The organism is Streptomyces sp. NPDC001617 (genome assembly GCF_053596855.1).
In genome coordinates, this window is record NZ_JBSFHA010000009.1 from 1 (window position 1) to 12,716 (window position 12,716).

Consider the following 12,716-nt stretch of genomic DNA (forward strand, 5'->3'; position numbering starts at 1 on the left):
CGTCGTCCCGGTCGACGGTCCAGTCATCGGCGAAGTGCCGGTCGCCAGTGGCGTCGGGCACGTACTTCACAGTGACAACGATCCTCAAGCTCACGCCGGCTCTCCTACTGCATCGTCATTTCGGTGCTGCCTACTTTCAGGCAGCATAGGCGCCTCAAGCGGCCGATCCCGATCGGGGCGGCCCGCGCTCCGAGCGAAATATTACTCACCAGTACACCCAGTTCGTTCCCGCTAAGCAAGCGCTTTGAACTGTGACCTTTGCAACGCAGCGTAATCGGAACTCGACCGCTTCGCAGGGCGAGCCGTCGACGATCAGTCACGCAGGCCGTTGAACCGGCCCTGGTGGTAGAGGAGCGGGCTCCCGGGGCCCGTGTGGTCGCCGAGGACGACCTCGGCCAGCACGATGCGGTGGTCCCCGGCGGGCACACGGCCGACGATCCGGCACACCAGCCAGGCGAGGACGTCGTCGAGGACAGGGACTCCTTCAGGCCCCTCGGACCAGGCGGTGGGCGCGCCGAAGCGGTCGGCGCCGCTCCTGGCGAAGGTGGCGGCCAGCTCCTGCTGATGGTCGCCGAGTACGTGGACGCCGATGTGGTCGGTCTCCGATATCGCGGGCCAGCTGGAGGCTCCGGTGCTGATACCGAAGGAGAGCAGCGGGGGCTCGGCGGAGACGGAGGTGAGGGAGGTGGCGGTGAAGCCGACCGGGCCGACGTCGCCCCGCGCGGTGATCACGGCGACTCCCGCGGCGTGCCGGCGGAAGACGGAACGGAGGAGGTCGGGCGAGGCGAGCTGCGGGGTTCGCGTGCCGAGGTCGGGCGTGGCCGTCATGGAATCGTCCTTCTGCGAGGAGGGCCGAGCGGAGTCGTGGCTGCTCAACAGCTCGGACAGCGCGCGCTCGCGTTACGGGCCAGGTCGACGTGCGGCCGCCCGTAGAGAAGGAGTTCCCCAGGCATACGGTCAGGCTGACGATAGGTGGTACGCCCAGTCAAGTACGTTCCGACATATGGGAGATGCCTCACCGTCAGTCTCACAGCCGTCAAACCGCCTCCCCCAGTGCTGCGATGACGTCGGCCTTGCGCGGCTGGCCGGTGGCGCGCCGGACGACCAGGCCGTCGGCGTCGAGGACCAGCACGGTGGGGGTCTTGAGGATGTCGAGTCGGCGTACGAGTTCCAGGCGGTCCTCGGCGTCGATCTCGACGTGCGTCACGCCGGGGACCATGCCGGCGACCTCGCCGAGGATCCTGCGAGTGGCCCGGCAGGGCGCGCAGAAGGCACTGGAGAACTGCACGAGGGTGGCGCGCTCGCCCAGGTCCTCGCCCAACTCGGCCGCGCCGAGCCGCTTTCCGTCGTCGCGCCCACGCACGCGTACCCTCCCGTTCCGCCGCCGGTGAAGCACTCCGTAGGCGCTCGCCGCCGCGAGCACCACCACGCACACCACAAGTCCGGTCATCGACTGCTCCAGCGTTCACGAGACTGCAAAGATTCCCGAGCCCTTGAATCGTTTCCCCTGCGGAATGCTTGATTCATGGACATCGATGTGAAAGGCCCGCGCTTCGGGGCGGCCGTGACGACCCTGGTGCTGGCCCTGGTACTGATCACCGGCAGTGCCTGGCTGCTGGCCTGGCAGACGTCGGCGTTCGCGCTTGGCGCGGCGGGCGGGGTGGGCCGGTCGCCGTACGGCTGGCTGTTCCGGAAGATCGTACGGCCCCGGATCGGCCCGCCGACCGAGTTCGAGTCGCCGGAACCGCCGCGGTTCGCGCAGGCGGTGGGGCTCGTCTTCGCGGGCGTGGGTCTGGTCGGTTTCACACTCGGTCCGGACTGGCTCGGCCTGGCCGCGACGGGGTTGGCGCTCGCGGCGGCCTTCCTCAATGCCACGTTCGGGTACTGCCTGGGCTGCGAGATGTATCTGTTGGTGCGGCGGGTGACGGTGCGCACCGAGTAAAGACGGATTAAAAGCACGAGGTGGATCACCGCGGCCTACGTGACGAGGATCTCCGCCGTTCACAGGAACTTGGACTGGCTCCCCGGCCGTTCTTGGGGCACGATCTGCGGGATGCCGTAAACCTACGGCTGCGTAGCTTCCCGCCAGGAGACCCGTTCCCAGGCAGAGAGAAGGGTCCACCCCGTCCATGGCTGAGCTTGTCTACCGTCCCGTCGTCGGTCTCGCCCAAACGTTGTTCAAGGCCTGGGACCTCAAGATCGACTGCAAGGGATCGGAGAACATTCCGCGCTCGGGCGGCGCCGTGCTGGTGAGCAATCACATCAGCTACCTGGACTTCATCTTCGACGGCCTCGCCGCTCTCCCGCAGAAACGTCTCGTTCGCTTCATGGCGAAGGAGTCCGTGTTCCGGCACCGGATCTCGGGTCCTCTGATGCGCGGCATGAAGCACATCCCGGTGGACCGCAAGAACGGCGAGGCGGCGTATCAGCACGCGCTGGAGTCGCTGCGTTCCGGCGAGATCGTGGGCGTCTTCCCCGAGGCCACCATCTCACAGTCCTTCACCCTGAAGAGCTTCAAGTCGGGTGCCGCGCGCATGGCCCAGGAGGCGGGCGTCCCGCTCATCCCGATGGCCCTGTGGGGCACGCAGCGCCTCTGGACCAAGGGCCACCCGCGCAACTTCAAGCGCAGCCACACCCCGATCACCATCCGCGTCGGCGAGGCGGTGGAAGCGCCCCAGGACCAGTACGCGGGCGCCATCACCCGCCGCCTGCGCGAACGCGTCCAGGAGCTCCTGGAGGCCGCCCAGCGCGCCTACCCGGTCCGCCCGAAGGACGCGAACGACACCTGGTGGATGCCGGCACACCTGGGCGGTACGGCACCGACACCGGAAGAGGTGAAGGCGGCGGACTCCAACTGAGGTCGGTCGGCTAATTCCCGCGCGTTCCGGCCTGGACGGCTCCGGGGAGCGGCGCGTAGCGGGAACGGACGGCGGATTTCGGCTGGTTGAGCAGGAGCCCCCGCCACCCCCACAAGCGCGTCTCCGCCACCTGGACGGCCCGTTCGGACCCCGCCGGGCCTGTTCCGTTCTTCGTGGCGAAGCCCGAGGCGCTCTTCAGAGCGTTGTGGGCAGCGATTTCCACAAGTGTGGTCGGTCAAGGGCCGTCTTCAGGGCGCTGAGGACGGTCGGGTGCGGTTCTGCGTACAGGGTCGGGTAGTCCGCCTCGCCGGACTCCGGGGCCGGGATCCAGGCCAGTTGTTCGCCGGTGAGGGAGAACTGGGCGTTCACGCCCGGCTTGTTGCCGCGTGGGTCCTGTCGGTGCCAGGAGCCGTTGAAGCGGACGGCGACCAGGCCGTGGACGGCGTGTCCCTCGCCGTCGTCGTGGGCGAGGCGTTGATAGCAGAGCGCCGTCGGGATGTCCTCGGCGCGGAGCAGGGCGGCGAGGGCGTGGGCCTTGGCGTAGCAGATGCCGGTGCCCTGTTCGAGGACGTCGGAGGCGCGCCAGGTGACGCGCGGATCGCCGGAGTCCTGGGAGTGCGGGATGGTGTCCCGTACGAACTCGAAGGCCAGGCGTGCATAGACATACGAGTCGTCGGCGTGCTTGGCCAGGCGTGCGGCTGTCTCGCGCACCAGCTCGTGGTCATGGTCGATGGCCTCGTCAGCGGCCAAATACGCGGACAGGTCAGGGGTGTTCTGGATCAGCTCCATACCCGTAGAGCATAGAAACGCGGCCACCCGGCAGTCAATTACTTTACGGGAGACCGCATATCTATTCATCACCGAGCGTGGTCTAGCGTGCCATCTCCTGCTTCAGCGCCGCCACGAACGCGTCCACGTCCTCCTCGGTCGTGTCGAACGCGCACATCCAGCGCACCACACCCGCGGCCTCGTCCCAGAAGTAGAACCGGAACCGCTTCTGGAGGCGCTCGCTCACGTCGTGCGGAAGCCGGGCGAAGACTCCGTTGGCCTGGACCGGGTGGAGGATCTCCACGCCGTGCACCGCGCGGACGCCCTCGGCCAGACGCTGGGCCATCTCGTTGGCATGGCGGGCGTTGCGCAGCCACAGGTCCTTGGCGAGCAGGGCCTCCAACTGCACCGAGACGAAACGCATCTTGGAGGCGAGCTGCATCGACAGCTTGCGCAGGTGCTTCATATGGCTGACGGCGTCCTGGTTGATGACGACGACCGCCTCGCCGAACAGCGCGCCGTTCTTCGTCCCGCCGAGGGAGAGGATGTCGACGCCGACGGCGTTGGTGAACGTCCGCATCGGGACGTTCAGGGACGCGGCCGCGTTGGCCATGCGGGAGCCGTCCAGGTGGACCTTCATGCCACGCGCGTGTGCGTGCTCGCAGATCGCGCGAATCTCGTCCGCCGTGTAGAGGGTGCCGAGTTCCGTGCTCTGGGTGATCGAGACGACCTGCGGCATCGCACGGTGCTCGTCGTCCCAGCCGTACGCCTGCCGGTCGATCAGTTCCGGGGTGAGCTTGCCGTCGGGCGTGGGGACCGTGAGGAGTTTCAGGCCGCCCATGCGCTCGGGGGCGCCGCCCTCGTCGACGTTGATGTGCGCGCTCTCGGCGCAGATCACCGCGCCCCAGCGGTCGGTGACCGCCTGGAGCGCGACGACGTTGGCGCCGGTGCCGTTGAAGACCGGGAACGCCTCCGCCGTGGCGCCGAAGTGGCTGCGGATGACGGCCTGGAGGTTCTCGGTGTACTCGTCCTCGCCGTACGCGACCTGGTGCCCGCCGTTGGCCAGGGCCAGGGCGGCGAGCACCTCCGGGTGGGCCCCGGCGTAGTTGTCGCTGGCGAAGCCGCGGACCTCCGGGTCGTGATGGCGACGAGCGTCGGTCTTGGGAGGGTTCACGGCTTCTCGGTCAGCCACAGACGCTTTCCGTTCACTTCGGCGGCGGACTTGGTCCAGACGTCGGCGATGGCCTCCGCGAGGTCCTTGACGTCCGTGAAGCCCGCGAACTTCGCGTTGGGGCGCTCGGCGCGCATCGCCTCGTGCACCAACGCCTTCACCACCAGGATCGCAGCCGCCGAGGTCGGCCCCTCGGCGCCCCCGGCCTTGCGGAAGTAGTCGCTCATGGCCAGGGTCCACGCCTCGGCGGCGGCCTTGGCGGCGGCGTACGCGGCGTTCCCGGCGGTCGGGTTCGAGGCGCCGGCCGCGCTGATCAGGACGTAGCGGCCGCGCTCGCTGCGCTGGAGCGCCTCGGAGAAGGCGAGGGAGGTGTGCTGCACGGTGCGGATGAGCAGCAGCTCCAGGAAGTCCCAGTCGTCCAGGCTGGTCTTGATGAAGGTCTCGCTGCCGCGCCAGCCGCCGACGAGGTGGACCAGGCCGTCGACACGGCCGAAGTCCTTCTCGATGTGCGTGGCCCAGTCCCGGGTGGACTCCAGGTCCAGCAGGTCGACGGGTTCCCCGGTGACGGTGGCGCCGCCCGAGGCGTAACGCGCGGCGTCCACGGCTTCCGCGAGCCGCTCGGGGTCGTTGTCCGCGCCGACGACGGTCGCACCGGCCTCGGCCAGTCGCAGCAGCGTCGCCCGCCCGGCGGGTCCGCCCGCGCCGGCCACCGCGATCACCGCACCGCTGAGAGCTCCGTTCCCCGCCATGTTCTTCGCCTCCTGAGCTTGCTGAGCAGTGTTCTCGGTGCCGCGGTCGTTCACGCGGCGACCCGCTCGGCACTCTCCGCGGTGATGCCCTTGGTGGAGGCGATCACGTTCTTCAGCTTCTTGGAGAGGGCCTCATAGAACATGCTCAGCGGAAACTCGTCCGGAAGCACGTCATCGACGAGTTTCCGCGGCGGCTGGCTCAGGTCCAGGGCGTCGGGACCCTTGGCCCAGCGGGAGCCCGGATGCGGGGCGAGGTACCGCGACACCAGGTCGTACGCCGCGAACCAGTGGACGAGCTTCGGACGGTCGATGCCCGCCCGGTAGAGGTCCTCGATCTCGGCGCACAGCTGGTTCGTCACCTGCGGGGCGCGCTGCCAGTCGATGTGCAGCTTGTTGTCCGTCCAGCGCACGACGTCGTGCTTGTGCAGGTAGGCGAAGAGGAGCTGGCCGCCGAGGCCGTCGTAGTTGCGCACGCGCTCACCCGTCACCGGGAAGCGGAACATACGGTCGAAGAGGACCGCGTACTGCACGTCACGGGCCTGCGGGACGCCGTCGGCCTCCAGCTTCACGGCCTCCTTGAAGGCGGTGAGGTCGCAGCGCAGCTCCTCCAGGCCGTACATCCAGAACGGCTGGCGCTGCTTGATCATGAATGGGTCGAAGGGCAGGTCGCCGTGGCTGTGGGTGCGGTCGTGGACCATGTCCCACAGGACGAAGGCCTCCTCGCAGCGCCTCTGGTCGTGGACCATCGCGGCGATGTCCTCGGGCAGGTCGAGGCCCAGGATGCCGACGGCGGCGTCGGTGACCCGGCGGAAGCGGGCCGCCTCGCGGTCGCAGAAGATGCCACCCCAGGAGAATCGTTCCGGCGCCTCGCGTACGGCGATGGTCTCCGGGAAGAGCACGGCGGAGTTGGTGTCGTAACCGGCCGTGAAGTCCTCGAACGTGATGCCGCAGAACAGCGGGTTGTCGTAGCGGGTGCGCTCCAGCTCGGACAGCCAGTCGGGCCAGACCATGCGCAGCACGACCGCTTCGAGATTGCGGTCGGGGTTGCCGTTCTGCGTGTACATGGGGAAGACGACCAGGTGCTGGAGGCCGTCCGCACGGTTCGCGGCGGGCTGGAAGGCCAGCAGGGAGTCCAGGAAGTCGGGCACCTGGAAGTCATCCACGACCCACCGGTCCAGGTCCTTGACCAGGGCCTCGTGGTAGGCGCGGTCGTGCGGGAGCAGCGGGGAGAGCTCCTCGACGGCCGCCGCGACACGCCGTACGGCCACCTCGGCATCGGTGCGCCCGGGCGCACCCTCGGCCTCGAAGTCGATCGATCCGTCCTTGGACTGCCATGGCCGGATCCGCTCCACGGCATCCTTGAGCACCGGCCACGCCGGGTGCTCAACCACCCTGGTCGCGGGAGGAACCTGTTCCCCCGATGCCACCTGCACAAGAATTTCCGTCATGTCCCATCCTCCACGGGAGAACCTCGCGTAAGGAGACCGTATACATACGAGCTTCCTCCCAGCAAGAGCGGTCTCGGGAGATTATCCTGCCCACCAGCATCGTCACCGAACTTTTTCCTGCCGGATACAGTGGAGACGACTGTTCCGGGTATATATCCGTGCTCGGCGGGTACCAGCCATCGGTCAATGCCCACGGGACTCGCCCACGCCCGGGTGACCGCTCCCGGCGATACGGACCAGATACGCCCCATACGCCACGCCGATCCCCCGTGTACGCGCGGGTTCATCGCAGGGCGGGGCCGTTAGGCTGCGGCTCTGCCCGTGCGACCGTCCGCTCCGGTCCGCGCGTGGTCCGAGCCGCCGTCGACGGAAGCGAGTTGAACCTTGAACTTCCTTACCATCGGTCATCGCGGAGTCATGGGTACCGAACCCGAGAACACCCTCCGTTCCTTCGTCGCCGCCCAGCAGGCCGGCCTCGACGTCATCGAACTCGATCTGCATCTGAGCAAGGACGGCGCCCTCGTCGTCATGCACGACACCGACGTGGACCGCACGACCGACGGCACCGGACCGATCGCCGAGAAGACCCTCGCCGAACTGCGCGCCCTGGACGCGGGCCGCGGGGAGCGGGTGCCGGTCTTCGAGGAGGTCCTGGAGGCGGTACGGACGCCGCTGCAGGCCGAGATCAAGGACGTGCAGGCGGCGCGGGCGCTGGCCGAGGTGATGCTCAAGCGGGACCTGGTCTCCCGGGTGGAGGTGTCCTCGTTCCACGACGAGGCGGTCGCCGAGATCGGCCGCCTGGTGCCCGGCGTCCGCACCGCGCTGATCGGCAGCCGCTACGGCACCGACATCGTCGACCGCGCCGTGGACGCCGGCGCGCGGACCGTCTGTCTCAACATCCGCCGCCTCACGCTGGAGATCGTGGAGCGGGCCCGCAAGGCCGACCTGCGGATCATCGGCTGGGTGGTGAACACGCAGGACCAGCTGCGTCTCGTACGGGCCCTGCAGCTGGACGGCGCGACCACCGACTATCCGGAGATCAAGCGCACGGGCCGCTTCACGGCGTAACGATCATCCGAGCTCCTTGACCAGCAGCTCGAACTGGAGGTCGTCGCGCTGCGGGATGCCGAAGCGCTCGTCGCCGTACGGGAAGGGCGTCATCCTTCCCGTACGGCGGTAGCCGCGGCGCTCGTACCAGGCGATGAGGTCGTCCCGTACGGAGATCACGGTCATGTGCATCTCGTCGACGCCCCAGGCCTCGCGCGCCGTGCGCTCCGCCTCCGCGATGATCACCTTGCCGAGACCCCCGCCCTGAAGCTTCGGGCTGACGGCGAACATCCCGAAGTAGGCGTGGCCACCGCGGTGTTCGAGCTGGCAGCAGGCGACCACCTCACCGTCCCGCTCGACCGTCAGCAACCGACTGTCCGGCGACTTGATGACGGCGAGCACGCCCTCCGGGTCGGTGCGCTGTCCCTCCAGGATGTCCGCCTCGGTGGTCCACCCGGTCCGGCTGGAGTCTCCCCGGTACGCCGACTCGATGAGCGCGACCAGAACGTCCACGTCCGCGTCCGCGGCGTCGCGGAAGGTCAGTCCTGCGGTGGCGGCGGTGTCCATGGGTGAGGCTCTCCGATCTCTGGCGCGGCGCGGGCACCGTTGAGAGTAACGCCGCCACTAGGCTCCGGGTGCATGGTGCACATTCTCAGCGGCCGGATCCTGCTCCGTCCCACCGATCCCGAGCTGTCGAGGCGCTTCTACGGCGAGCAGCTGGGCCTCTCCGTCTACCGCGAGTTCGGCACGGGCCCGGAGCGCGGCACCGTCTACTTCCTCGGCGGCGGCTTCCTGGAGCTCTCCGGCCGCTCCGAGACGGCGACGTCCCCGGACGTACGGCTGTGGCTCCAGGTCGCGGACGCGGCCGCGGCGCACGAGGAACTGCGCGGGGCCGGGGTCGAGATCGTGCGCCCGCCGGTCAAGGAGCCGTGGGGCCTGATCGAGATGTGGATCACGGACCCGGACGGGACGCGGATCGTTCTGGTGGAGGTGCCGGCGGACCATCCGATCCGGTATCGGCCGGGGATCTGATCGGGGCGGGGACTTGTCGGGCCGGGCGGCAGTCGGGTCGGCCGGGTCATGTAGGGGCGGGGCGGGGAGCGGTCGGGCACGCGGGCCGGTCCGGTCGGAGTGTCGGCGGTGGGCCGGCCAGGCCCCCCGGTGGCGGGCTGGAGGGTGATCGAGGTCCGGGGCTGTTCCCCTGCGGGCCGGTGACTCGTCGGCGCCGTATGGGAGGAAGTCCCGCCGGATGGCCCCGGCCCCGGCCCGGGCTTGGCGTGCTGGAGGGGGCTGGCTCGGCTTTGTTGTGGAGGAGCGCCTGAAGCTCGACAAGCCCGTCGTCGGCGGACCCTGTTGGACCGAGCTGGGGACCGATGACCTCGAGGGTGCCAAGGGGTTCTACGCGGAGCTGTTCGGCTGGCGTGCCGAGACCGATCCGCGGCAGGAGGCGGGCGGCTACGCGGTCGCGCACCTCGGGGACGCGGCGGTCGCCGCGCTGACGCCGCTGTACCAGGAGACACAGCCGGTGGCATGGAACGTGTCGTTCGCGGTCGCCGACGCGGACGCGGCCGCGCGGGAGGTGACGGCGGCCGGCGGGACGGTGCTGCTGGGGCCGATGGACGTGTTCGACGTGGGCCGTTTCGCGGTGGCGGTGGATCCGACCGGTGCGGTCTTCCAGATCTGGCAGGCGCGGGCCTTCCCGGGCGCCGGAGTGTTCAACGCGCCCGGCTCGTTGGGCTGGGTGGAGCTGCTGACCCGGGCCCCGGAGCGGGCCGTGGACTTCTACACGACGGTCTTCGGCTGGAGCGTCGACTCCTCGGCCCACTACACGCAGTGGGGCATCGACGGCGCCGACTTCGGCGGCATGGTGCGGATGGACGAGAAGTTCCCGCACGAGGTGCCGCCGCACTGGCTGCCGTACTTCGCGGTGGCGGACGTGGACGCCACCGCGGCCACGGCGACGGAGGCGTCCGGCACGGTCCTCATGGAGCCGAGATCCGTGCCGGACGGACCGCGCATCGCTGTGCTGCGGGACCCGCGGGGGGCGGTGTTCGGGGTGTATGTGGCGGGGCAGGAGGGCTGACCCGCTCCTCAGGAAGTGGTGGTCGGCGCGGTGAGCGGTGTCGCCGTCACCTGGTCCACGACCGGTGCGTACGCCGAACGCTGGCCGTACGGGTTGCGGGTCTCGCCGTCGAAGTCGGGCAGTTCGTCGGCGGTGAAGGTGACCGTGTTGGTGCCCTCGTTCAGGGTGACGGGGACGGAGAGGTCCCAGAAGTTGTTGAAGTGGAAGGTGGTCGGGAACAGGACGCGGTGCGGGGCAGCCCCGTTGACGGAGATGTCGGCGTGCCGGCAGATCGGGTCCGGGTTGTAGTGGGTGGCGGGGGCCTGTTCGCCGTTGGAGTAGCGGATCGTCAGCGCGTGGCGTCCGGCGCGCTCCGCCGTCACCGTCAGGGTGAGGGCGTTGGCAGGGCCTTCCCCGATGCCCTCGACCGCCTTGCCACCGGTGGCGTACGGGAATCCGGTCACCTTGGCCGTGCCGCTCAGGCTGCCTTCCTCGGCGGCCGACACCGACGTCGGCAGCAGTCCACGGGACGGCCCGACGGTCAGCCGGTCCACGACCAGGCGTTCCGAAGTCCCGGTCACCGTCACCTTGTTGATACCGCCGGCCAGGAACAGCGGGACGGGGCCGCGCTCCACCGGCCCGACCTCCTCGCCGTTGACCGTGAGCAGGCCTTCCCCGGGGCCGAGCAGGTCGACGGTGACCGTCGCCTCTCCGTCCCCGTCGGCGTGCACCCAGAAGGTGGCGGTACCGCCGCGCGGGAGGACGGCGGTGCCGGGTCCGGAGGCGCCGGGGTTGGTCCAGTCGGCCTGCGCTCCCTCTGCGAGCGCCGCGAACTCGGCGTCGTACAACGCGGGTTGGCGATCGTCATGCAGGGCGAGGTCCAGTTTGTCGATGACCGCGTCGCCCCTGGTGACGCCCAGGTCGGGGTCCTGGGCCGCGAGGGTGATCCGGTGCGGGCCCGCGGTGAGCTCCGCCCGGATGTCGGTGTGGCCCCACACGGCCCACTTGTAGCCGAGCGGCAGCCGCAGTTCGCGGGCGTCCTCGCCGTCGATGCGCAGGAAGACGTTGGTGGGGCCCGACTCCCGTACCAGGTCGGCCTGGTTGTGGGAGTTGGCGAAGATCCGGATGTCGTACGTCCCGTCCTGCGGGACCTCGACGTCGAAGGCCAGGACGCCGTCGGAGCCGGTGCGCAGGCCGCCCACATGGTGGCCGCCGGAGGTGGCGAACTTGTCGACGGCGGACGGGGATCCCTCGGGGCCGTTCTTCGAGTAGCCGGTGCCCGTGTACGTCGCGTCCTCGGCCTCGTAGGTCTCCCGCCAACTCACCGACGACGGCAGCAGCTTGGCGCCGTTGCCGCCCGGCGCGAGGATCAGCTGGTAGGCGGACATCTCGTCGAGGCCGGCCAGCGGCAGCCGCACCCGGCCGTCCACGACGGGCAGTTCGATGTCCCGTAGCCGCAACGGCTGGGCACAGGAGCCGACTTGGCCGGTCCAGGGGATCTCCTGCAGCCGCAGATGAACCCGCGTACCGAAGACCTCCGGGTCGGCGCCCTCGACGACCAGGTCCGCCGCTCCGCCCGCGCCGCCGAACAGCACCCGCGCCTGCCGTTTCTCCCGGTCGAGCGCGGCGACCCCCTGGAGCGTGTACTGCACGTTGGGGTGCGGGGCGGTGACCCGGACGGTGCTGCCGGACAGTTGGCCGTAGGCGTTGAACAGCCACCACTGGCCGTTGCCCTTGTTGGCCTCCACGGCCGAGTCGTTGAGGTTGCCGGCGATGTTCCAGTACGCCATGTCGGCGTCGACCTTGGACTCCTCGATCGCGGCGATCCACTGGATCATCTGCCCGGGGACGGAGAGGTGGTAGTTGTGGGCGTACTCGTTGAGGTTGACGGGGAGCGGGCCGATGCCCAACTCCTCTTCCAGCGCACGGTACTTGGCGACGTTCGTACGGACCTCGTCCGGTGAGGACAGCTCGTGCCAGGTGATCACGTCGGGCAGGACGTCGTGCTCCTTGGCGTACTCCAGGAAGCCGCGCACCTCGGGGTAGAGGATGCAAGTGTTGGGGCCGGCGATACGTGCGCCGGGGTCGATCTCCCTGATGAGGCGGTGGGCGGCCGTCCAGGCCGCGAAGAAGGGGCCGGGTTCGGTGTGCCAGGAGACACCGTCGTAGCTCCACTCCCCCGTCCCGAACATGTTGCCCTCGGGTTCGTTGAACGGGACGTACACGACATGGGACGTGAGCGCGCCCAGTGTCCGCACCTGCTCGACCTGGCGGCGGACGTGGCCCAGATAGGTGGTGAGCTTCTCCTCGCCGGTGGCGCCCGGCCATTCGTAGGGGAAGCCGCGGTGCAGGTCGGGGAAGTAGATGTACACGTCCTTGCCGCCCGCCGCGACGAAGGACGGCAGGATCTCCAGGGCGTCGGCGCCGGGGTGCTGGACGCCGTCCTGGGCCTTGGTGGTGACCGTGCGGACGTACATGCCCTCGACGACGGTGCGGCTGGGTACGCCGTCGCCGTAGACGCCGTAGAGCGTGCCGCTGGCGCCGCCGTGGAAGGGGCCGGTTTCCGTACCCAGGTCGACGGTGAGCGTCTCGGCCTTCACGGGAACCTCTTTC

General features: G+C 69.4%; 13 protein-coding genes and 1 pseudogene. 5 read left to right on the top strand and 9 right to left on the bottom strand.

The window, feature by feature from the left end:
• The 3 genes and pseudogenes from ACWC09_RS09515 to ACWC09_RS09525 all read right to left on the bottom strand — a co-directional run.
• A pseudogene (locus ACWC09_RS09515) lies at positions 1 to 94 on the bottom strand (electron transfer flavoprotein subunit beta); the annotation flags it as partial.
• A gap of 218 nt (positions 95 to 312) precedes the next feature.
• Positions 313 to 828 (bottom strand): flavin reductase family protein, encoded by a 516-nt coding sequence (locus tag ACWC09_RS09520; RefSeq protein WP_450849963.1) that lies wholly within the window; start codon positions 826 to 828, stop codon positions 313 to 315.
• Between the two features lie 208 nt (positions 829 to 1,036).
• The gene (locus ACWC09_RS09525) at positions 1,037 to 1,450 is read right to left on the bottom strand and encodes a TlpA family protein disulfide reductase (protein ID WP_450849964.1); all 414 of its coding nucleotides are present in this window, start codon (positions 1,448 to 1,450) and stop codon (positions 1,037 to 1,039) included.
• A 75-nt stretch (positions 1,451 to 1,525) separates the two neighbouring features.
• Here ACWC09_RS09525 and ACWC09_RS09530 point away from each other — a divergent pair, with 75 nt between their 5' ends.
• Both ACWC09_RS09530 and ACWC09_RS09535 read left to right on the top strand, forming a co-directional pair.
• Positions 1,526 to 1,942 carry a DUF4395 domain-containing protein gene (locus ACWC09_RS09530; RefSeq protein WP_450849965.1) on the top strand — a complete coding sequence of 139 codons (417 nt, stop codon included), beginning with the start codon at positions 1,526 to 1,528 and terminating at the stop codon, positions 1,940 to 1,942.
• 187 nt (positions 1,943 to 2,129) lie between these two features.
• The gene (locus ACWC09_RS09535) at positions 2,130 to 2,858 is read left to right on the top strand and encodes a lysophospholipid acyltransferase family protein (RefSeq protein ID WP_450849966.1); all 729 of its coding nucleotides are present in this window, start codon (positions 2,130 to 2,132) and stop codon (positions 2,856 to 2,858) included.
• 195 nt (positions 2,859 to 3,053) lie between these two features.
• Here the strand turns inward: ACWC09_RS09535 and ACWC09_RS09540 are convergent, their stop codons facing one another.
• The 4 genes from ACWC09_RS09540 to ACWC09_RS09555 all read right to left on the bottom strand — a co-directional run bounded on the left by ACWC09_RS09540 (position 3,054) and on the right by ACWC09_RS09555 (position 6,994).
• Positions 3,054 to 3,647 (bottom strand): transglutaminase domain-containing protein, encoded by a 594-nt coding sequence (locus ACWC09_RS09540; RefSeq protein ID WP_450849967.1) that lies wholly within the window; start codon positions 3,645 to 3,647, stop codon positions 3,054 to 3,056.
• A gap of 82 nt (positions 3,648 to 3,729) precedes the next feature.
• Positions 3,730 to 4,800 (bottom strand): threonine aldolase family protein, encoded by a 1,071-nt coding sequence (locus ACWC09_RS09545; protein WP_450849968.1) that lies wholly within the window; start codon positions 4,798 to 4,800, stop codon positions 3,730 to 3,732.
• Entirely contained in the window at positions 4,797 to 5,546 is a 750-nt protein-coding gene (locus tag ACWC09_RS09550) for an SDR family NAD(P)-dependent oxidoreductase (protein ID WP_450849969.1), read from the bottom strand. The genes ACWC09_RS09545 and ACWC09_RS09550 overlap by 4 nt, the downstream gene beginning before the upstream one ends.
• A 50-nt stretch (positions 5,547 to 5,596) precedes the next feature.
• Positions 5,597 to 6,994 (bottom strand): DUF6421 family protein, encoded by a 1,398-nt coding sequence (locus tag ACWC09_RS09555; protein ID WP_450849970.1) that lies wholly within the window; start codon positions 6,992 to 6,994, stop codon positions 5,597 to 5,599.
• Between the two features lie 384 nt (positions 6,995 to 7,378).
• Between ACWC09_RS09555 and ACWC09_RS09560 the strand changes: the two genes are divergently transcribed.
• The gene (locus tag ACWC09_RS09560) at positions 7,379 to 8,062 is read left to right on the top strand and encodes a glycerophosphodiester phosphodiesterase (RefSeq protein ID WP_450849971.1); all 684 of its coding nucleotides are present in this window, start codon (positions 7,379 to 7,381) and stop codon (positions 8,060 to 8,062) included.
• Between the two features lie 3 nt (positions 8,063 to 8,065).
• Here the strand turns inward: ACWC09_RS09560 and ACWC09_RS09565 are convergent, their stop codons facing one another.
• A complete protein-coding gene (locus ACWC09_RS09565; RefSeq protein WP_450849972.1) occupies positions 8,066 to 8,608 on the bottom strand; it encodes a GNAT family N-acetyltransferase in 543 nt (180 codons plus the stop codon).
• Positions 8,609 to 8,680: 72 nt separating this feature from the next.
• On the opposite strand from ACWC09_RS09565, the gene ACWC09_RS09570 reads away from it, so the two are divergent.
• Together ACWC09_RS09570 and ACWC09_RS09575 are read left to right on the top strand one after the other, a co-directional pair.
• Complete coding sequence (locus tag ACWC09_RS09570) at positions 8,681 to 9,073, top strand: VOC family protein (RefSeq protein ID WP_450849973.1); 393 nt, start codon at positions 8,681 to 8,683, stop codon at positions 9,071 to 9,073.
• Positions 9,074 to 9,359: 286 nt separating this feature from the next.
• Positions 9,360 to 10,124 carry a VOC family protein gene (locus tag ACWC09_RS09575; protein ID WP_450850112.1) on the top strand — a complete coding sequence of 255 codons (765 nt, stop codon included), beginning with the start codon at positions 9,360 to 9,362 and terminating at the stop codon, positions 10,122 to 10,124.
• An 8-nt stretch (positions 10,125 to 10,132) separates the two neighbouring features.
• On the opposite strand, the gene ACWC09_RS09580 is transcribed toward ACWC09_RS09575, so the two are convergent.
• Entirely contained in the window at positions 10,133 to 12,703 is a 2,571-nt protein-coding gene (locus ACWC09_RS09580; protein WP_450849974.1) for a cellulosome protein, read from the bottom strand.
• Positions 12,704 to 12,716: the final 13 nt, after the last annotated feature.